Raw genomic sequence first — 19,402 nt, 5'->3', positions numbered from 1 at the left:
ACACTTGTGTGTACCGAGAAGCAACGACCAGTCTCGAACGATTCAAACCGGCATCCTGCTAATTGCCGATATGGACGACGAGTCACACGAGCATATTGTTCCGGGAAGTGACGAATTTCTGTCCACGCTAGACGTGTAGGGCTATGATTTCCGTGGAGAATTTGATTTTCAGGAGTCGTTGGAGGCATATGCAACGATGGGCTTTCATCTAATGCGACTCGCGGAGGCTATCGACATCGCCGAGTAAATGCAAGACGCCGATGCCACAATCTATCTCACATGCACGTCGAATATCATCTCATCGGGGCAGCGTGAAGTTGTCGCCTATCTCGTTCGCGAAGGATACGTCGATGTGCTTATTACGACTGCGGGGGTACTGGCGGAGGGNTCATCGGGGCAGCGTGAAGTTGTCGCCTATCTCGTTCGCGAAGGATACGTCGATGTGCTTATTACGACTGCGGGGGTACTGGCGGAGGGTATCATCAAGACGGCGAAGCCGTTCAAAACGGGGAGTTGGATGCGTACGAAGCCGCGCTCCGGGAACAGGGTATTAACCGCCTTGAAAATCTCTTCGTCCCTTCCGACCGATACGTCTGGTTGGGGCAATACCTTCAGGACTTCTTCGATGATTTGACTCGCTTATCGAGGATGGGATGCTTGCTGATACGACAGGCCTGACCGCAATCGGAGGCGGAGTCCCGAGAAACCATGGGTTCATGACAAATCTGTTCCGAGGTGGGGCTGATTATATCGTCTCCATCTCGACGGGTATGGAAGGGGATGGATCACTCTCTGGAGCACCCCGAACGAGGCAGTATCGTGGGGAACAAAAATCAAAGACGATGAACAGACGAATTATACGCAGGTTGAAGCAGAAGCAACGCTCGTCTTCCCACTGCTTGTAGCGGGTACTTTCAGCGAGTAGGTGCGAACCGCTGACTAAATCGCGTGCTGTAGCAGACTGTAGCTAGAAAGCGTAGTAGGATGGTTACCGATGATGCTTGCGTTCGAGCACTCAGTCCGAATGTGCTGGAGGGCTGGTTCGCTCAGTGCGTTCGCTAGAGTCGGTTTCACCTGAATGCTCTCCATTCGCTGGGACCAAGCGGCGCTTCGAATTAAAGACGACAATAAGGCTACTGATAGCCATCAGAACGGCGGCGATCAGCGGCGTGATCATGCCGATCATCGCCAATGGAAGCACTATCGCATTGTAGCCGGCCGCCCAGATGAGATTCTGTTTGATCCGGCTTCGAGTTACACTCGCCAGCTCGAAGACTTCGGGAACGGCGTCGAGACGGTCATCAAGCACTACTGCATCGGCCGCCTCAATTGCCAGATCGGTGCCGCTTGACACCGCGATCCCGAGGTCGGCGCTTGCGAGTGCGGGCGCATCGTTCGTTCCGTCGCCGATCATTGTCGTCGTCCCGCGCTCGCGGAGTCCTTGGACGATCACTTCCTTCGACTCGGGGCGCACGCCTGCGAATACGTGATCAACTGCGGGATGGTTCGCAAACGTCTCGGTCATCCGCTCGTCGTCGCCAGTCAGTACGACGATATCCCGGTTCGCGTCTGTGATATCTGAAACGACGCGGTCCCAGTTCTCCCGCGGCGTATCTCGGACTGTAACGATTCCTTGGACGGCGCCCTCCCAAGCAACAGCCGTGGGATGAGTGCCCGACTCGTAAGCGTGTGTAACGGCTGCTTCTATCTCCGTGGGAATCGTCCACGCGTCAGCATCGAAGGAGTCTGGATGGCCGATAACTACACGCGTATCGTCGACGAGTGCGGACACGGTACGGTCGGCGCTTTTGAAGCTTGACACCGAGCGCGTGGTCGGTGGGGCGGCATCGTCGATCGCAGCGGCGATGGGGTGGCTTGACCGACGTTCGACGGCAGCCGCCATCGCAAGTACTTCGTCAGGATCGTCGCCAACAACGTCCACAAGCTCCATCTCCCCAGTAGTGAGCGTCCCAGTCTTGTCGAACACAACGACTGAGGAGTCGTCGATCCGCTCAAGTACTGTCTCATTGAGAATAAGTGTGCGATTGTCCGTGGCATCGCGGGTAGCCGCCGCAAGAGCAAGTGGGGTGGCGATACCGAGCGAGCACGGACACGAGACTACTAGCACGGAGACACCGGCCATTATAGCTGTATTCGGATCGTTGCCAAGGACGAACCAGCCAGTGGCAGTCAGCGCGGCAAGTCCAAGTACGAATGGAACGAACAGTACCGCAAAGCGGTTGACAATATGCTGAACACCTGTGGCAGAGCTCTTGACGTTCCAAAGGAGCTCAACGAGGCGATCCATCGTACTGGTTTTTTCTGGACCAACTTCAACGACGATCGCATTGTCTGTAAGAATCGACCCGCCGAGTACACTGTCTCCTTCAGATTTTCGTTGTGGGAGGGATTCACCCGTGATGAGTGCCTCGTCGATCGCGGCAGTCCCGTCGACGATATGGCCGTCAACCGGGACCCGTTCACCAGGTTTGACTAACAGCCGGTCGCCAGGCTCACACTTTGCAATCTCGATGGTTTCAGTGGCCTCACTGTCATCATCGAGCCGGCGGGCCTTATCGACGCGTGAATCCGTGAGGTCGGCGCGATTTCCGAGCGCAGCGTGTTTGATCCGTGACTCAAGGTGGTTTCCGATGGTGACGATTGCGAGCACCATCACTGCGACGTCGAAGTACGGGTCACGCCCGCCCGTAAAGTAGGCTACCAGCGAATAGAGATACGCTGCGAGTACCGCGATAGCTATCAACACGTCCATGTTAGGGCGACCGACTTTCAAGCTCACGTAGGCTCCACGGAAGACCGGGTATCCAAGTCCGATGAGTATGAGTGTGCTCCAGACGATTAGTGGCCAGAACACCATCGCCTCAACAGTACTCCCATAGAGGAAACTCTCGGGATAGATGCCGAGATATACCGGGTATATGAACAGAACGTAGAGGATCAGCACAGGCATCATCAGAACCGCCGCGAGTACCGAACGGTATTTGCCGAACTCGACGCGTGAACGCAGTGAGTCGTTTTCTTCATCGGGACCGTGGGCTCGGTAGCCCAGTCGACTTAGTGCCGCAGCGATCGCGTTGCGATTGATGCAGTCAGGGTCATACACCACCTGCGCCATTTCTGTCGCATAACTCGCGCGTGCCTCGTGAACGCCTTCCTCTTCTTCGGCAAGGAGCTCAATGAACCCTTCACAGGTCTGACAGTGCATTCCGTCTATCGAGAGGTAGGCCGTTTCGGCGCCCTCGGGGACATCGAGCCTGGAATCCTCGGCCTCAACACGGTCACGGACGGCCGCAACTGAAAGGTCGACATCCTCGCCGTTGTCGACCAAGTGTGCGACCTCTAGACAGCCCCGACAGCAGAACTCACCGGCAATGTCATCGTCGGTAATCGGGTCTTCGATAGGGAGGTCACAGAGTGTACAGGTGGACATGTTACGCAACCGCCCCCGATTCGGAGATCGGCTGATAGTACGGGATATCTGGTAACGGGAGCATGACGCCAAACCGCATGAATCCCATTGCTACCAGTATGTATCCAAGCCCAACGAACAACACACCGAGTCCGTAATGGACTACCTGTCGCTGGCGCGTGCTCACTGATTGGATAACTGTTCCGTAGAGAAACACACTGGGGACCGTCCCTGCCCCGAGCGCACCGAGCGAGAGGAGGCCATATACAGGTGAGCCCTGAGCAAACGCGTACAGGAATGCCGGATAAAGAAGCATACACGGCAACAACCCATGAAGCGCGCCGAGGCCGATGATGCCGATACTGTTGACCCAGCGGTCGACCCGTGTTGAAATGACTGCGTAGGTCCGCGCGAATAGTGAGCCGATACCAGTACCGGCAACAACTCCTTCAACGGCTCCTTGTTTGTAGCCAGCTAACCGGGTGAGTCCCATAATAATAATTGCTACGCCGATGCAGATACCGACGACACCCTGAGCTGGCCGCAGAAATCCAGCGAGCCCGATGGTTCCGTACAGTAACGCGCCGGCAGCCCCGAAGACGCATCCGATGGTAGCATAGCTCATCGTCCGGCCAATGTTGAACAGCGTGTGCTGACGCACCTCATACAGAGTGAGTGCGCTCGACCACCGGTCCTGAGTTTCCATACGCTCAGCATAGGTTGCAACGAGCGGGCCACACATTCCGAGACAGTGTGCACCCCCGAAGAGACCAATCAGAAAAAACACCACCAGTCCGTAGCCACTTGTGATGCTGATTTCACTCAGCTGTACGAGAACTGCGGATATCATACTTAAGGCTGGCAATGCCAGCATAGATTAGGGTGTACCAATCGTCGTGTGTAGTGGGTTTCGGTTCAGGCCGTGGCTGGGGGATCGCTAACGTGAATTAGTACAATGGTATGATACCACAGCTAATCCGTTCTCCAGAAGGTCGACTCTTCGATCCGCCCAAGGCAGATTTCAGCCCTCAAAACGCTGTTATGATAACCCACACACGCTCGGGGCTTGCAAGTTCGCTCTAGTTCTTGTTCATACTCCGTTTCGGGTACGCGGACTTTGTACGGTAAACTTCTGTAACACGTCTTGATGTGTGCAGTTCATAACACCAAGCAGGTGATAAAACAGTGAAATCACGCGAAATCTAGCGATTCACCACGGCCTTTTGAATGAACTGCGGGAAGCATAGCCGTATGCATTGAGAGCACCAGTCTCAACTAGTGTGAAACCTTCTACTTACAGCCGTGAAATTATACGCATTTGAGTTGCTGTAAATGCTGACCTCATAGTTCGGTTGCTCGTACAACGGCTTCATACGGTCTGGCCAGCCGACTATACAACAGGCTCAAACTGTGCATCTAGAGAATAGTGGCACGTATATTTTCAACGCGGGATGTTCACTCTGCGTCGTAGCCCCACTCTCGTAGCCGGTCTGCGACGTCATCGAGATGCTCCTCAAGGGCAACCTGATACGCCGCCTCGCGAAGGTCTAACGCCAGGACATTTTCGTCAAGCCGGCTTTCGAGCTCTGACTGTGCGACCTCCTCGGCAGTCTGGGTCTCTTCTTGGAGGAAGAACTGGACCATCTCACGACCGTCCTTTGCATTCGAGCGCGAGTACTTCCACGGAAGTCCCGACACACCACTGTTGCCGCTGTTGTTAGCGTCTTCGTCTGTCGGGTCATCGTTAATAATAGGATCAGACTGAGCCGTCGTGTCGTCGTGGTCTCTCGTTGGGTCATTATCTTCAGTAGCACTCTCGATGCCCTCAAACGGGTCCTCGCCGGAACCGGACTTCATACCGTTGCCCATCTACGCCACCTCCTCAATGTGCGTCGCGAGGTCATCCAGTTGAGCAAGTGTCTCCTTCTCGTAGTCGTAGGCGCTTCGGACCTCCTGGACGTAGTGGCCCGCCGGCAGTTGCGTGTCCCAACACCCCTCGAAAAGTGAGGAGCGGTCGGCAATTGCGACTGGAGCGTCGAAACCGAGGTCACCGATCCGTTCAAGATACTTCTGCTGGTCGCTCGTTGACCCGATGCCATTCGGGATCACAGCCATCACGCCGATATCGATATCGAGTGAGTCTTGCAGGTTAATGACGACATCTTCGAGCCCCTCAACGGACTGCATACCCTTACCAGTCGGTTCCACCGGGACCACGAGCGACCGCGTCGCGTGAATTGCGTTGTACAGCTGTGGGCCCGCAGTCGCTGGCGGGTCAACGACGATAGTGTCGTAGTCTTCCATCACACCGGCATCAACGAGGACCTCAAACAGACGCTCGTTTGGCGCAAAGAACTCACCGAGGTCCTCTGCCATCTCTTCAGCTTGGCTGAGGAGGCTGGGCAGGTTCTCCAGCATGTCGTGGTTTGGGACGAGGTCAAAACCATAGTCCGTCTCTTGGACGATGTCAGCGAACGGTCCAAGTGGCCGGTCGATAAGATGTCGAGCGATGTTGTCTGCATCCCCATCGTTGCGCGGCGCATCGACTCCTAACAGGTATGTCAGTGACCCCTGCTGCGGGTCAAGGTCAATTGCCAGAACATCGCGATCGTGTTCAGCGTGCGCTGTCGCGAGGCTCGCAGCGAGCGTCGTCTTTCCGACGCCGCCAGCCTCACTGTAAATGGTGTACGCGAGCATGTTTCACCTATAAGTCTAACCCAATATAAACACTCGTCAGACACACGAAAAAAGCCAACCAATTAGATCTGATAGTTAGGATGGATAGTTATGATTGATGATTAGACTGTACGGTTAGACTAATGAATTAGACTGGGCGTTTAAACTCAAAGGTTAAACTCAAAGATTATGCTAGAAGGATAGACCCGATAGTTAGGCTGAAATGAAACTACGTAATAAGTCCCCACCTTGGTATAAATTCGGTGTCTGCAGGTACATCCTATCAGCACTGCATACTGATACAATAAGTTCAAACAGAAATGAGGACCAAGCGTACCTCAGCGACAACCCGACTACGTAATTTCGTTGATCAACTCAAATCCGTCTCTGAACTGAATCCGGTCTTCGAAGCCGTTAGCTGCAAGTGCTGCGACGGTGCCTTCACCCGCATCAGTATCCGTGGTCACAACACAGGCGTATCGAACGTCACTGTTGTCGAGAAGGGTTGCTGCAACAGCGCCGAGGGCAGTATCTGCCTTCTCAATCTGGTCCTCAGGTCGATTTGATGACCGAGCAATATATGACCGGATGTCATCCATCACCCGAGATACTGTGCTGTTCGCATATTCGGGTTCAGCAGCAACTCGAACCCAGCCAGCATCGAGTGCACTGTTAATCGGCGTCTGTCCCGGTGTGCTGCGGTCTGGCGCTCCGCCGAGTTCCTCGTAGACGCGTTGGGGGATCACAAACGTAAGGTCGTTCTGCGCGGCGAAGCGCTCAAGAGCAGTGTATTTATTATTCTCCTGGCGACCACAGGCGATGAAGAATCCGGTATCTGCGACCCACGCTACGGTCTCCTGAAATGGGTCGAATGGCGTGCTCATCGGTGCCCGTCAGTCCTCAGATGACGGTGGTTGGTCGCGAGCATTCCGGATATCCTCAAAGTATGGATCAACGGCTTGCATATCTTGAACCACATCTCGAAGCGCATGCAAGACTGTAATCGCGAAGGCCTGCTGCAGATCGAGCTCCCGAGCCGCGACTCGTTCAGACATCTCACCGTTGGTATAGGGGATGGCGTACGTGAGCGCAGCCGCGAGTTTACCGAGCCCGTATCTTTCCAGGAGGAGGTTGAGATCCTGGTCGTGTGGTGAGCGACCGACGGCCTCGATGAGAGTGGGAGTGACGGTATACTCGTCACCATCCAGATCTGCAGTAAGCGTGATCGGGACCGCCGAATACGTGTGTGTCTTCTGCTCTTCATCACGGGTCACGACACCGAGGTCAACAAGCGTCCCCATATCCGAGTACGCTGTCGTCCGGGGAATCTCTAATGCAGCGACGATATCGTCGATAATCACTTCTCTCTCACGAAGGACGAACGTGTAGAGCCGGGCCAAGCGTGGCTCTTCCAGCAGTTGTGCAATCGACAGGAGACCATTGATAGCTCGCTCTGGGTCCCCGGCAGCTTTCGACATACAATTCATAATTCATGTATTAGGTAATAACTGTTGGGACAGTGTCTTCAGCACTATACATATCTACCACCGACCGGATACCGGGTTGGTTCCGGGTCAACGCCTCTCGCAACATCATGCTTCAAACGTAAGAACCTCGAAGAGCGGGTTGCCGAAGAGTAGCAGTCGAATCGACGGGAATTTTCTGCAACCTCTGACTCGAATGTCATCACAATACCGTTGCCTCTTCCAAGCTCTGTCTGTGACGTTTGGCCCAGCGATGAGGTGGGACAATTGAAATGCAGTCTGTACACTCATCTGTCAAGCATGGGCGCTTCTCCGGAGAGCCCTGTCTATCTCTTTCAAAAATCCACTACGGAGATAGCTCACTGATCGGAGCCAAGTACTTGTCCTCCCATTCTCGATGGGCCTGAAGCTCTCGCACGCCACGCTTCGTCAACTGATACTTATTCTCTCGCCCGTTCTTAGCCTTCTTTTTGATTAGCCCCTTTGCAACTAGATCATCCAATTGCGGATAGACACGTCCTACCGTAATCTCCTCAGAGTAGTATTCCTGCAGCTCCGCGGTCAGTTCTGTCCCCATCGGACTATCCATGCCCGCAAGAACGACCATCATATCGCGTTTGAAGCTATTCACGTCATACATCCTGTCAAGCCAAGTACCACTCTCGGGAGTCATAATCTTATCTGTTCGTACTTACTAGAGCTCGACTCAATGACCGTTTCAAGCACTGTATTGCCATTTCACCTTATTCGCAAGGTTCGTTTTATGCACACCCTGTCAAGTGGAGGCTCCAAACGATGTCCAATCCAACAGACGAGGAATTGCTGACCGAACTCGCAACCTACCAGAACCGAAAGCTCTTGCTCTGGCAGCTTGCAGCAGACGGACGTACGTTCTGTGGCATCCGGTTCATCGCCCGGGAGTATGACCTGCAGGCCGCGCCCGCTGACGAACAAGTCCAAGCCTTCGTTGATGATATGCTCTCGGACGGAGAGGTCAGACCAGAGTACGACTCAATGGCTGACTGGGACGCTCTAGAAGCGAAGCACGGCGACACTGCCGACTAGTACCTCTCGACCTAACGCCGCCTCAGAGCGATTTTTTGTGCGGCCTCACTGGCTGGAGGCTTTCCAGTATGTTGCCAACAGCCGAACCACCGTTCGACCCGATTTTCGTCGAGGAACCGTTACTTATCCCAAACTACAAACAGACGATCATCAGCAAAGTCGGCTTGCCATTCTATGCTGATGTTGACCGTCCCGATAAAGTGCCCGCTGACGAGCGCGAGCGAACCATCGACCTTGCAGAGCGAATCCTACGCGCCGGCGGCGTCCGAACCGGCTTCGGACACCATGAAGAAGTCCGGACCTCGATGGAGTCGTGGGCTCCCGATGCTGACGAGGAATACGATTCTGACCCCGGCTACTGGCGGTCGTCAGTTCTCTTGATGTCTCCCCAAGAGATGAACTTCGGGCAGCTAAACGGCGAGCCAGAAGAAAAGCACAAGAAAGCCAAGACAGTGCTTGCCTGGGCTGAGGACTGTATTGACACCGACGTCCTTCAGGAGATCGAGCAGTCTCAAGCCGAGGATATCAAACAAGCGTGGCGCGACGCCGCAGAAGCCGAACTGACTCAGCGCGAGATTGACCAGTTCGCCGAGGATCCGCCAGACAAACTCGATGGCTGGAGGAAATTTGACGCCAACCACGACGCTGTTGAGGTCGCATACGTCGCTGACAACCACGGGACCCCGTCGGTCGCAGCCGTCTTTGAGGGCGCTGACAGCGAGTTGGAGGCGCTTGAGTTTACCCTAGAGGAGTGGAAGGAGAACGACGGCAATCCGCGCGAGGCAAGGCCAAATCGGCACTGTGTCACGACTGACGGCGACGGGACCTATGCCCGTCTTCGATCCCATCTGCTGACTTTCGAGGTCGAGCCGATGGAACGACTCGAAGTGTAGGTTGCTCCAGCGGTCAGTACAGGGAAAGCACTTACCGGAGTTACCGGAGAGGTTAGTCGTGAAGCGACGGGAGCTCCTTCATGTTACTGCGGGTGGGGGAATCGGTCTACTAGCGGGCTGTTCCTCTACTGGTAGTAAGGGGTATGCGACGATGCAGAAACTCAGTTTCGTAAACACAGAATCTACTACAGTCCCAGTGGGATTACGGATAGAACGCACTGATACTGATGAAGTAGTTCATACGGAGACTCGTGAACTCACAGTAGACCCTGATTGGATTATCATCGATTGTGNATTACGGATAGAACGCACTGATACTGATGAAGTAGTTCATACGGAGACTCGTGAACTCACAGTAGACCCTGATTGGATTATCATCGATTGTGTCTGGCCAGATGCACCGTTAAAAATAATGACTCGCCATGAAGCTGGGGAGTGGAATAGCTTCAATACAGAAGATCGAGACGGCTGTGTAAGTGTCATAGCTGGAGTCCAGGACCAGACAACGTCATTTTATGTGCATAGCGCTGACTGTCCNAATACAGAAGATCGAGACGGCTGTGTAAGTGTCATAGCTGGAGTCCAGGACCAGACAACGTCATTTTATGTGCATAGCGCTGACTGTCCGATCGACAACCCTACTTGTCATACTGACTAGTCCGCAGGTCTACCCTGCAGTTGGTTCACTCGCTTTCACAGGTGAAGAAACTATATTCAACGATTGGTATCACAGGCATGGGACCCATTTTTTCGCCCCCAGTCAGGTGAGGGGCGTTCCAGTGAGAGCGCTCTCGACCATACTATGGCATCAAAGACCAGCAAAAGCGGTCAGAACGGAGAACAGCACCCAGAAACCGAATCCACCGAAGCGCAGTTTCCAGAACTCACAGTCCAAGCCGAAGGGACTGCAAACCGACTTCGGCGCGTCGACGAAAGTTCGCAAACCGATTGTCTCGAAACAGTCGAAGTCGAACTAGTTATCGAGCACGAGATCGACTCCCTTGACGAGTGGAAAGACCTCATCGACCCAACCTTTCGCAAAAACAGACGAACGGGTAACAAGGGCGCGATCATTGACGGCTTACTCGACAGAGTTGAGGGACACTACCGCCGGCAGTCGTCGTCAAAGGTTGAAGCCGACTGGGACCTCACAGTGACTGGTTCGTCAGTCGCCTGGAGACGCCTCTTCATGGAGTTTTACCAGCTCCGTGGTGAAGGCTACGACCGTGCCGGCAAAACTGTGATTCGTCTCCGACAGTTGGTCAACGCGGACCTTGCAGGCACAAATGCAGCATTGGCTGGGCTGGAACTGGTCAATCAGTACGACATCGACGAGCCGACAGACTCGTTTGTATCGGAAGTAGCCGAAAGCACGAACGACGACTAGCAGGCCCTCTCCCTGTGTTGGTCTCTATTGCTTTTGTGCTCCCCTCTGGCTGAGGGTTTAAATACGATGACGAACGCAACCATCCGTGTGACTGACCGGAATCCTGAATACGACCCCGAGGATATCCGTGGTTCAGCAAGTTCTGATCCTGAATCGAAGGGGAACGGACGGGAACGCATCCTCGAATCCCGTGGCTATCCAAGCGAGCCAGAAGATGCCTCTCGAACCTGTGCGACCTGTGGGAAAGATATCCCCCGGGATGAGCGCCAGTGTCCGTTCTGTGCTCACACCAGTGTTTCAGAGACGCCTACCAACGACGACAGTGACGGCCCATTCGGCGAGTGGACATTCGGCCGAGTCGTGCTCGCGCTCGTCGAGGCGAACACTACCTTCCACGCACGAGCCCTCGGCGCTGCGGCCTTCTCCCTGTCTGATAGCATCGCGAGCGGCGAGGACACCTCTCATGGGACGGTGAAGTGCCGTGCAGCGTTCGGGAGTGAGCCAGCCACCAATCTCACCAAAGGGTGGCCCGAGCTTCCGACCGAAACCACGATCGACGAGGACCGCGGAGGGGCGCTCTTGGAGACAGCCGACGAGCAGACCGATTGGGACGGGGACGACGTCCAGCCACGAATCTATCTTGAGGACGGGTCGCCGGTCACCGACCGCTCGGAGTTCCAGCGCCTCAAAGACGAGTTCCAGCAAGACGACAGCACGTACTGGCTTGTTCCCGGCATCGTGCAGCGTCATCAGGCGAGATCCGAGCTGGGGACACTCGGCGTTGAGTTCCACTGTCGACAGTGTGGCGCCATAACGGGACACGAGTCACACGGGCTCGACGGGTTCGAGTGTCACTCACACCTTGACCGTATGATCTGGACCTGCAGGGAGTGTGGACAGCACCGCCACGAGCCCGAGCGGGAGGACGACACGGAGGAGGCTACGGACTATGAGCACCTCCCCGACGGTGTCTCTCCCGAAGACATCCACGGCGACAAGCCAGACTTCCAGGAGCAGGAGTTTCAGGACCAGATCGAAGCCTATCGCGAGCGTCATGGTATCTTCCCGTGGGAACGGTAGCTATTCTGTTGCTTCAGATAGGACTTTGGAGTAGAGGTCATCAGAAATCCAGAATCCGGCGTCACGAAGAGCGTCGAGTTCGTGCTTTAATTCAATATTTCCAGCGTTGGCTCCGCGGAGCAATATCCCGATGACTCCTGTCACCGTCAGGTCGTGTCTTCGAGCCACCTGTCGGCCGTCCTTTTCATCCAAGAGGATGAGATCGGCATCCTGCTCAATGGCATGACAAATAGCGGCTGTTTCGCCAAGATCCAGCTCGTGGAAGATTTCAGTGAAGAGGTGTGACTGTTCGACCTCGGTGATCGTCAGGAACGCATCGTCATGCAACGAGCGGAGCGCGTCGACACCTGCCTCTCCGTCAGTGAGTTCCTCCCAAACCTGACGTGGGATAGTGATGCTCGAAAACTGCGATTTGAGGAGCGTGAGTTGATCGATAAGTGCAAGATTCAGCAGTGGTGATGTGTCCGAGACTACAAGCTTGTTATTCGGCATAATCAAGATCTTCGGCAAGTTCAGTGTCGGTGTAATGACGTGGGATTTCGCGGTCTCCGAGTAATGCTTGGAACTCTCGGTGGGATAGCTCTGCCAATGCACGCGCTTTCCCGAACGAAAGGACATCACGTGCGTACAGCGAGACAGCCAACTCTTTTTTCATTGCCTGCGACCGTTCGCCTTCAGGAATTTGGAGTGCCTCATACACCTCCTCGTCAATTTCGATAGTAGCCATACTCGTCTGTTGGATAACCCGATTATTGAGTGTTTGGCCGCTCTATCTGAATAGGAAGAAGTGTAGTTCCGTCTGTGCGATCCACGAACTCTGTATTGTCAGCTGAGAGTGCAATTTAGGGACGATACTACTCTTTCTGAACGCACGCGACTGAGTGCTAACAACACCACGGACTGCTGGCAAGTACGACGACCAGTGGTCAGTACAGTGAGGTTACCAACCGGAGGCTGCAGAGAGAAGCGTCCCGAAAAGAGCCAGACAGGCAGCACCGATATTTAGAACCAGCATACTAGTAGAAACAGTAAAATCATCAGGGTCGGTTCGAAGCGACTGAGATACAGCACCAAGAACCAGTCCGCACCCACCAATAGTCATAAGCAATATTGAGATACTCCACTCTCCAGCAATAATTGAGCGCACTGCTGGGCCTCCCAGTGAGGCTCCGACTATCACGAGTGCGGCGTTATAGATATAGAGGCGTTGCATACCCGTTGTATAGAATGGTAATTCCAGTGAACAATATATCTTCGATACATTTGCAGTCTTATTGAGTAGACATTTCGCACCCTTTGATTCATAAAGAAACCGTATTACGCACTTTTACTCCGGAAGTAGTCGGTCTAGAACAACACTCGTCCCGTCCTCTGTCCGGGGCACTGTATTCTCCAGTAGATGCTCACCACTTTCGTTGACATCGAGGATTCCTGTTTCGACGATGCGGGGGCTGTCCTCCCGCTCGCCGGTGAGGTTCAGGCACAGCTGACCGTCGAACTTCCTACCGGTGATGGAAATCACCTTGCTATCTTCGAGAAACGAGGCTATCGTCCAGCTGTCAGGCTTGTGAGCTCGCAATTTAGCCAGTCATTCTCACTACAGTAACAATCGAAACGATTTACACACCGATTGGACTGCTATCGTGCGATCAGGTGTGCGTTGATTTTCAATGGCTACTATGCTGCTCCCGTCGCTGTCAATATCCTGTCTGAAAGTTGTGTACTACCTCAGTTTTAGGCCGGTCTAAAATCCGCCACACTTTTGTATGTTAAGGCTGGCCTAAAAATGTGTACAAGAGGAACAATATTCACATTATTGAATCGAAATCGAAAAAACACCCGTATCAACGGAAGCTATACCAAGATCCCACAATCACCCCGCTGAGTGTTGGGCCAGAACTCAAGAACTCGAACCAGACAGATCTACAATGCTCTGATGTCTGTGTACGACCGCTCGCCGCTAATTACACTCGAACCAACACATGATGGGAGAGAGTGCTTACAGTCAAATTATCGCTGTTGTCTTTACGATTCTCCTTGTCAGCAGTGCTGCAGCACCTGGGGCAGCAGCACTGGCGGCCCCCGAACCTGGCGGACCGGGCCATGACACTTCCACTGTACAGAATCTTTCTATAGGTAGTAACTCCTCAGAAACAGAGCAGTCTGACAATACCTCTGAGCAGACGCCAGACAGGACCAACAACTCATCTGGTAATGAGCAAACACCGCCCTCGGACAACACTACAGAACCTGAAAACGAGACGACGACGCCCTCAGACAATACTACAGAAGCACCTGAAAACGAGACAACGCCGCCCTCGGACAATACCACAGAAGTACCCGAGAACGAGACGACGCCCTCGGACAATACCACAGAAGCACCTGAAAACGAGACAACGCCGCCCTCGGACAATACCACAGAAGCACCTGAAAACGAGACAACGCCGCCCTCGGACAATACCACAGAAGTACCCGAGAACGAGACAACGCCTCCCTCGAACAATACCACAGAAGTACCTGAAAACAAGACAGCGCCTCCCTCGAACAATACCACCGAAGCACCTGAAAACGAGACAGCAATCAGTACGGTTACCACGCGTAACAGATCACGCAACTCTAGCACCAATTCATCGACTGCTGAGGTAATTGTCCGGGTTGAGGAGTTCGAAATACCCGAAGCTGGCACGCTCTCAAAAGAGGCAGCTGTCGATGAACTTCGTACCCACGCTAACGAGACCCAGCAGCCCGTTCTTGATTACGCTGCGTCGACGGATGGGGTCACGGTCCTCAATAGATTCTGGATCACTAATGCGGTCCTCATGCGGGTCAACACCTCGAAAGCTAACGCTAGCGCGCTTGTCAAGCAACCTGGCGTCACTGACGTCCACAGGAATTATGAGGTTCGTGCACTCTCCGCAACTAACACACAGCCAAGTGGTACTGCGAAACAACCAACTGCTGCGGACTCACCGTCGGGTGACGTGACATATGGGCTGGACCAACTCAATGTCCCCGAGGTCTGGGCCGAACACGGAACGAGAGGTGCTGGAGCGAAGGTCGCTGTACTCGATACCGGCGCTGACATCGATCATCCTGACCTGAGCCTTCGTACTGAGAACCAGAACGATGCCACGTACCCTGGTGGGTGGGCCGAGTTCGATACAAACGGTGATCGCGTAATGAACTCAACCCCGCATGCGACCAGCGACCACGGCACCCACGTTACTGGTACGGTGGGTGGTGGTGACACAAGTGGCACCGCCGTTGGTGTCGCGCCCGATGCGGACATGATGCACGGGCTCGTTCTCCCTGATGGCACAGGGTCGTTCGCACAAATTATTGCTGGAATGCAGTGGGCCGTTGAGGAGGATGCCGATGTTATCAGCATGAGTCTCGGAGCTGACGGCTTTTACAGCACACTCATTCCGCCAATTCGAAACGCCGAGGATGCTGGCACCACTGTCGTCGTAGCGGCCGGCAACCATGGCCCTGAGACAGCACCGTCTCCTGGAAACATTTACGATGCAACTACTGTTGGAGCCTCAGGTCCAGACCGAGACATCGCACCGTTCTCCGGAGGTGACGTCGTTCGGACCCAGCGCGATTGGGGTGACGCTGCTCCCGGTGACTGGCCTGCAAGCTTTGTCACACCAGACATTGCGGCACCAGGCGTTGAAACCTATAGCACGCTTCCTGGTGGAGAGTACGGAGAAAAATCTGGAACCTCAATGGCAACGCCACACATTTCCGGTGTCGTCGCGCTGATGGTGTCTGCCTCTGGGGGTGATCTCTCACCGGACGAAATCAATACAGCCCTACGCAAATCCGCAACAAAACCAGCGGATGCGCCCAATAATAAGGATATTCGCTATGGTCACGGTATTGTTGACGCCTTGGATGCGACAACCGCTGTCGCCGCCGAGCAAGGCATCACTGGCACTGTCACTAATACAAGCGGTGCTCCGATTGCTGACGCTACAGTCACCTTGGATAGCGGTGCCGAAACAACGACAAACCCCGCTGGGGATTACCTTGTCCGGACCCTCCCGGGTAGATTCAACGTCACCGCCTCTGAGTTTGGCTATGAACCGGAGACGAGCCAGGTCACTGTTGACAGCGGGACGATGGCTACCCACAGTATTGATCTATCGGCGTCACTGGACGGTCGCGTTACGACTAACCAGACCAGTGAAATTAAATCCGGTAATGCTGCGACAGTCACCTATCAGACGGCTCACGCAGAGACACTTTCTATCACACGGACTGGAACCACGACCGAGAACGCGACATTATACGTTAACGGCCAGCAGTACGCGTTTGGTGAGGAGATCGCACTGAACAACTCCGATGACACGACCGTTCAAGTCCGGGTTGAAACAACAACAAACGCAGACGGACGTCTTGTACTCTCTCACACACTGTCCGGCCTTGGAGACACAGTGACGTTAACGACCGGTCCGACGAATGTTGTGCCCGATCCGGTATACGTTGGTGTTGTGGACAGCACTGGTTCGGAGTACGCTAACCAAGTTCAGACTGCAGTTGACACAAATGTCCCCGACGAGTACTTCGTGTCTGTCATTACACCTGAGGAGGCGATGGCAGAAACCGACAATTATGATGTTCTCGTCGTCAATCAAGTTAGCTCGGGTGTCGATGTTGAAGCGTTCGTAGCAGCAACCGATCATCCTGACACTGGCGTTGTCTATCTTGACCAGTGGGGTGCGGCAAGCAATGGAATCACAGCACTCTCAAGCGCAACACAGAATCCGGTCGTCACTGGGCAATCGACACAGAACGACCGGCCAGCGTTTGAAGTAGTGACGGGCCACCCACTGTTTGACGGGGTAGCTAGCGCTGGAGAGCGCGTACAGATTCACAACCAGTCCCGAGGTGATATCGCGTGGTTCGACCGATATCAGGGGACAACACTCGCAACAGTAGGTGATGGTAGCGATACGTCTGGCACTGGTATTGCCATTGATGAGTCGACACAGTCCGTATTGCTCTCATCGCTTGGCCGCACATCTACAGTTCGAAGCTCACACATGTCCCATGATGCGAACGCAATACTGGGCAACGCTGTTATGTACGTCAACAGCAAGCCACCGGCCTGGTTTGCTTCCACACAGCCAGCACACGTCTCGCCAGGGGACTCGTTCAGCGTTGAGGTCGCCGCCGATGACCTTGACCGTCTAAACGTCACGCTAACGGAGTCGACGACGCTCACAAAATCGGATATCTCATTATCCGTAAATGGGACTGAACGAGAGTTTGGGGAATGGCACAGTGTCTCAGACGACACTGATGCCGTAACTATCAGAATAAACACGTCTAGAGATATCGTTGGTAGTGTTGGTCTTTCCGTTACTGCTGACGGCGATAACGAGACTGTCGAACTGCTCAGCGGACAGACTGCGGCCTACGAAAAACCACTCGTTGTCCCTGAAGACGTGGACACGATCCAAGGAGCAATCGACTTGGCCCCACCTGGGACGACTGTCGAAGTCGCACCAGGAACGTATACGAAGCCCATTGAAGTCACGACACCTGGCATGACACTAACCGCCCATGATGCGGCGGCGCGACCGACTATTGAGGCGAACATACCTGGGTTCTACGACCCCGTTGTTCATGTGGACGCGCCAAATGTGACTGTTGAGCAACTTGATGTCACTGCCAAGGGAGCCGCCCCTGACGGCATCGCTGTGGAACGAATGAATGCGACGATTCAGGATGTTTCGGTTAGTGGCGCCGCACATGGTGTCCTTATCGGTGGCGCTGGATCAACCGCGCACAACGCGGTCGTCCGTGACGTGAATATCACAAACGGAGCAAGTCTGCTGGCCATTGGCGTCACTGTTGGTGAAGCCGACAGCGCACACGTGTCTAACGCGACTATTTCGGGGCAAGACTCTGGCGTGGATGTGTACACGTCCTCCGATACGGTCGTCGAGCGCAACGAAATCACCGACAGCGGGGCTGGCCTCACGACCTTCGAGACGGACAATATCCAGTTCCGCGAGAATGAGATTCACGATATGGATGAATCGGCATCAAACACTGTTGGTATCCAGTTAGAGGCGTTCGTGACAAACGCAACGGTAGTAGACAACGACATCTGGAACCTCTCCGAAGGAGTCTATGTTGAAGGGACTAACACTGGTGGTGAGATTGCCTGGAATGACATCGATGCAGAGTACGGTGTCTGGGTCGACCGTGCGGATGTACCAGCAGTCGAAATCCATCACAACGATCTTTCGGAATCCAACACTTCGCTCGGAAGCGGACTTGACACGACACTCCGAGCAACAATGAACTATCACGGGGAGCGAGCGGGCAACCGTTCCTTCGTTAGCGGTGACGTGGTCTATGAACCATTCCTTACAGCTCCGCCGGAAGCCGTTAACACGACAGACCCGAGTCGCTTTGGCATTGACCTCACGCTGGCAGCAGACGAGGTCTACAGTGTGAGTGTGCCGGGGCCGACTGACCAGACCGTCGCTGATCTATTTAGTGGCGGCTTTGAGGGTGCAGTCTACGGGTTCGACGCGAATACACAAACTTGGAAAATGTTGTCCGGAGATGACCGGGTCGCTCCGCTGCAGGGTATAGCAGTAGTTGCAGAGAGCGATGGTCGGATGACCATCACCCACCATGTTGGGACGGACTCACCAAATGCACCAGCCCAGACAGCCCTTGTTGAGGGCTGGAACTTTGTCGGTGCACCAACGTACAATCGGATTGATTTAGCCTTTGACGCCGGTACGGTTAAACCGACTCTGGCAACTGCACCGATGACGGCTCCAAGCAGTCAGCCGGGGCAAGCTACCAGCTTTGAGGGTACGTACCGGTTCCAAAGCGCTTCAAGCGGAACTGCGCCCGATGCAAGTCCGTATCAGGGCTACTTCGTGTTTGTGGAGAATAAGAGCACGCTCCCCTCGTATGTTGGTCCAAATCCGTCGAAAACAGAGCTTTACAAGGGTATTAGGCTGTATCAACTAAACAGTACCGCGTCTAACGGCACAGGTGAAGAAGGGCCGGTAATAAACGGCTCTGTATCAGTCTCGACCGTATTAGCAAGTACTGGCTCTGTAGACAATGCGACGCTACAGACAACACTCTCGCAGGTCATCTACCGCAACTTGACGACAGCGGTGGCAGCCGAAGACAGCAATAGATCCATGGCAGACATTGAAGCGGCGGCAGCTGATATTGTTGCTGACGCAGCGCCACCTTACCGAAATCTGACTGCGAGTGCAGCTGACACTGCGGTTCAGCGTATACGCAGGGGTAGTATTAAGACTCACACTGCTGACGGCAACGAAACCGGTCAGGTTTCGAACTCACGCTCGGCAGCAACTGTGCCAGCATCCTAACGCAATTA

Annotated in this window: 15 protein-coding genes and 1 pseudogene; 6 read left to right on the top strand and 10 right to left on the bottom strand. The window is 54.3% G+C overall.

Annotated features, from left to right (window positions below):
* Positions 1-70 precede the first annotated feature (70 nt).
* A pseudogene (locus C443_RS22370) lies at positions 71-925 on the top strand (deoxyhypusine synthase family protein).
* 90 nt (positions 926-1,015) lie between these two features.
* Here the strand turns inward: C443_RS22370 and C443_RS03285 are convergent.
* The 7 genes from C443_RS03285 to C443_RS03255 form a co-directional block, all read right to left on the bottom strand.
* Positions 1,016-3,451, bottom strand: coding sequence for a heavy metal translocating P-type ATPase (locus C443_RS03285; RefSeq protein ID WP_005533828.1), 2,436 nt, complete (start codon positions 3,449-3,451; stop codon positions 1,016-1,018).
* Between the two features lies 1 nt (position 3,452).
* The gene (locus C443_RS03280) at positions 3,453-4,280 is read right to left on the bottom strand and encodes a sulfite exporter TauE/SafE family protein (RefSeq protein ID WP_390182275.1); all 828 of its coding nucleotides are present in this window, start codon (positions 4,278-4,280) and stop codon (positions 3,453-3,455) included.
* Between the two features lie 605 nt (positions 4,281-4,885).
* On the bottom strand, positions 4,886-5,299 hold the full coding sequence (locus C443_RS03275; protein ID WP_005533826.1) for a hypothetical protein: 414 nt from the start codon (positions 5,297-5,299) through the stop codon (positions 4,886-4,888).
* A complete protein-coding gene (locus tag C443_RS03270) occupies positions 5,300-6,127 on the bottom strand; it encodes a ParA family protein (RefSeq protein WP_005533825.1) in 828 nt (275 codons plus the stop codon). It abuts the gene before it with no gap.
* Between the two features lie 332 nt (positions 6,128-6,459).
* Complete coding sequence (locus tag C443_RS03265; protein ID WP_005533818.1) at positions 6,460-6,990, bottom strand: hypothetical protein; 531 nt, start codon at positions 6,988-6,990, stop codon at positions 6,460-6,462.
* A gap of 9 nt (positions 6,991-6,999) precedes the next feature.
* Positions 7,000-7,584, bottom strand: coding sequence for a DUF7437 domain-containing protein (locus C443_RS03260; protein WP_005533816.1), 585 nt, complete (start codon positions 7,582-7,584; stop codon positions 7,000-7,002).
* 352 nt (positions 7,585-7,936) lie between these two features.
* Positions 7,937-8,263, bottom strand: coding sequence for a PadR family transcriptional regulator (locus tag C443_RS03255; protein ID WP_005533815.1), 327 nt, complete (start codon positions 8,261-8,263; stop codon positions 7,937-7,939).
* Between the two features lie 122 nt (positions 8,264-8,385).
* Here C443_RS03255 and C443_RS03250 point away from each other — a divergent pair, with 122 nt between their 5' ends.
* The 4 genes from C443_RS03250 to C443_RS03235 all read left to right on the top strand — a co-directional run bounded on the left by C443_RS03250 (position 8,386) and on the right by C443_RS03235 (position 12,015).
* Positions 8,386-8,655, top strand: coding sequence for a hypothetical protein (locus C443_RS03250; protein ID WP_005533814.1), 270 nt, complete (start codon positions 8,386-8,388; stop codon positions 8,653-8,655).
* A gap of 68 nt (positions 8,656-8,723) precedes the next feature.
* Positions 8,724-9,548 (top strand): hypothetical protein, encoded by an 825-nt coding sequence (locus C443_RS03245; protein WP_005533813.1) that lies wholly within the window; start codon positions 8,724-8,726, stop codon positions 9,546-9,548.
* Positions 9,549-10,350: 802 nt separating this feature from the next.
* Positions 10,351-10,935, top strand: a complete 585-nt coding sequence (locus C443_RS03240; RefSeq protein ID WP_005533807.1) for a hypothetical protein — start codon at positions 10,351-10,353, stop codon at positions 10,933-10,935.
* A gap of 66 nt (positions 10,936-11,001) precedes the next feature.
* On the top strand, positions 11,002-12,015 hold the full coding sequence (locus C443_RS03235) for a hypothetical protein (RefSeq protein WP_005533806.1): 1,014 nt from the start codon (positions 11,002-11,004) through the stop codon (positions 12,013-12,015).
* Here C443_RS03235 and C443_RS03230 read toward each other — a convergent pair whose 3' ends face one another.
* The 3 genes from C443_RS03230 to C443_RS03220 all read right to left on the bottom strand — a co-directional run bounded on the left by C443_RS03230 (position 12,016) and on the right by C443_RS03220 (position 13,537).
* Positions 12,016-12,507, bottom strand: a complete 492-nt coding sequence (locus tag C443_RS03230; protein ID WP_005533805.1) for a DUF3368 domain-containing protein — start codon at positions 12,505-12,507, stop codon at positions 12,016-12,018.
* Positions 12,497-12,742: a UPF0175 family protein gene (locus C443_RS03225; RefSeq protein ID WP_005533804.1), complete on the bottom strand. Its 246-nt coding sequence runs from the start codon at positions 12,740-12,742 to the stop codon at positions 12,497-12,499. Before C443_RS03225 ends, C443_RS03230 begins: the two co-directional genes overlap by 11 nt.
* A 600-nt stretch (positions 12,743-13,342) precedes the next feature.
* Complete coding sequence (locus C443_RS03220; RefSeq protein WP_005533803.1) at positions 13,343-13,537, bottom strand: hypothetical protein; 195 nt, start codon at positions 13,535-13,537, stop codon at positions 13,343-13,345.
* Positions 13,538-13,997: 460 nt separating this feature from the next.
* Between C443_RS03220 and C443_RS03215 the strand changes: the two genes are divergently transcribed.
* Complete coding sequence (locus tag C443_RS03215; RefSeq protein WP_049943871.1) at positions 13,998-19,394, top strand: S8 family serine peptidase; 5,397 nt, start codon at positions 13,998-14,000, stop codon at positions 19,392-19,394.
* The last annotated feature ends 8 nt before the right edge of the window (positions 19,395-19,402 follow it).

It is taken from the genome of Haloarcula argentinensis DSM 12282, assembly GCA_000336895.1.
Taxonomy (GTDB): Archaea; Halobacteriota; Halobacteria; order Halobacteriales; family Haloarculaceae; genus Haloarcula; species Haloarcula argentinensis.
This window is presented reverse-complemented; position numbering and strand designations above follow the sequence as displayed.

Coding starts and splice junctions, on each gene's coding strand:
- C443_RS03285 (WP_005533828.1), bottom strand. CDS start 3,451: ATGTCCACCTGTACACTCTGTGACCTCCCTATCGAAGACCCGATTACC.
- C443_RS03280 (WP_390182275.1), bottom strand. CDS start 4,280: ATGATATCCGCAGTTCTCGTACAGCTGAGTGAAATCAGCATCACAAGT.
- C443_RS03275 (WP_005533826.1), bottom strand. CDS start 5,299: ATGGGCAACGGTATGAAGTCCGGTTCCGGCGAGGACCCGTTTGAGGGC.
- C443_RS03270 (WP_005533825.1), bottom strand. CDS start 6,127: ATGCTCGCGTACACCATTTACAGTGAGGCTGGCGGCGTCGGAAAGACG.
- C443_RS03265 (WP_005533818.1), bottom strand. CDS start 6,990: ATGAGCACGCCATTCGACCCATTTCAGGAGACCGTAGCGTGGGTCGCA.
- C443_RS03260 (WP_005533816.1), bottom strand. CDS start 7,584: ATGTCGAAAGCTGCCGGGGACCCAGAGCGAGCTATCAATGGTCTCCTG.
- C443_RS03255 (WP_005533815.1), bottom strand. CDS start 8,263: ATGACTCCCGAGAGTGGTACTTGGCTTGACAGGATGTATGACGTGAAT.
- C443_RS03250 (WP_005533814.1), top strand. CDS start 8,386: ATGTCCAATCCAACAGACGAGGAATTGCTGACCGAACTCGCAACCTAC.
- C443_RS03245 (WP_005533813.1), top strand. CDS start 8,724: ATGTTGCCAACAGCCGAACCACCGTTCGACCCGATTTTCGTCGAGGAA.
- C443_RS03240 (WP_005533807.1), top strand. CDS start 10,351: ATGGCATCAAAGACCAGCAAAAGCGGTCAGAACGGAGAACAGCACCCA.
- C443_RS03235 (WP_005533806.1), top strand. CDS start 11,002: ATGACGAACGCAACCATCCGTGTGACTGACCGGAATCCTGAATACGAC.
- C443_RS03230 (WP_005533805.1), bottom strand. CDS start 12,507: ATGCCGAATAACAAGCTTGTAGTCTCGGACACATCACCACTGCTGAAT.
- C443_RS03225 (WP_005533804.1), bottom strand. CDS start 12,742: ATGGCTACTATCGAAATTGACGAGGAGGTGTATGAGGCACTCCAAATT.
- C443_RS03215 (WP_049943871.1), top strand. CDS start 13,998: ATGATGGGAGAGAGTGCTTACAGTCAAATTATCGCTGTTGTCTTTACG.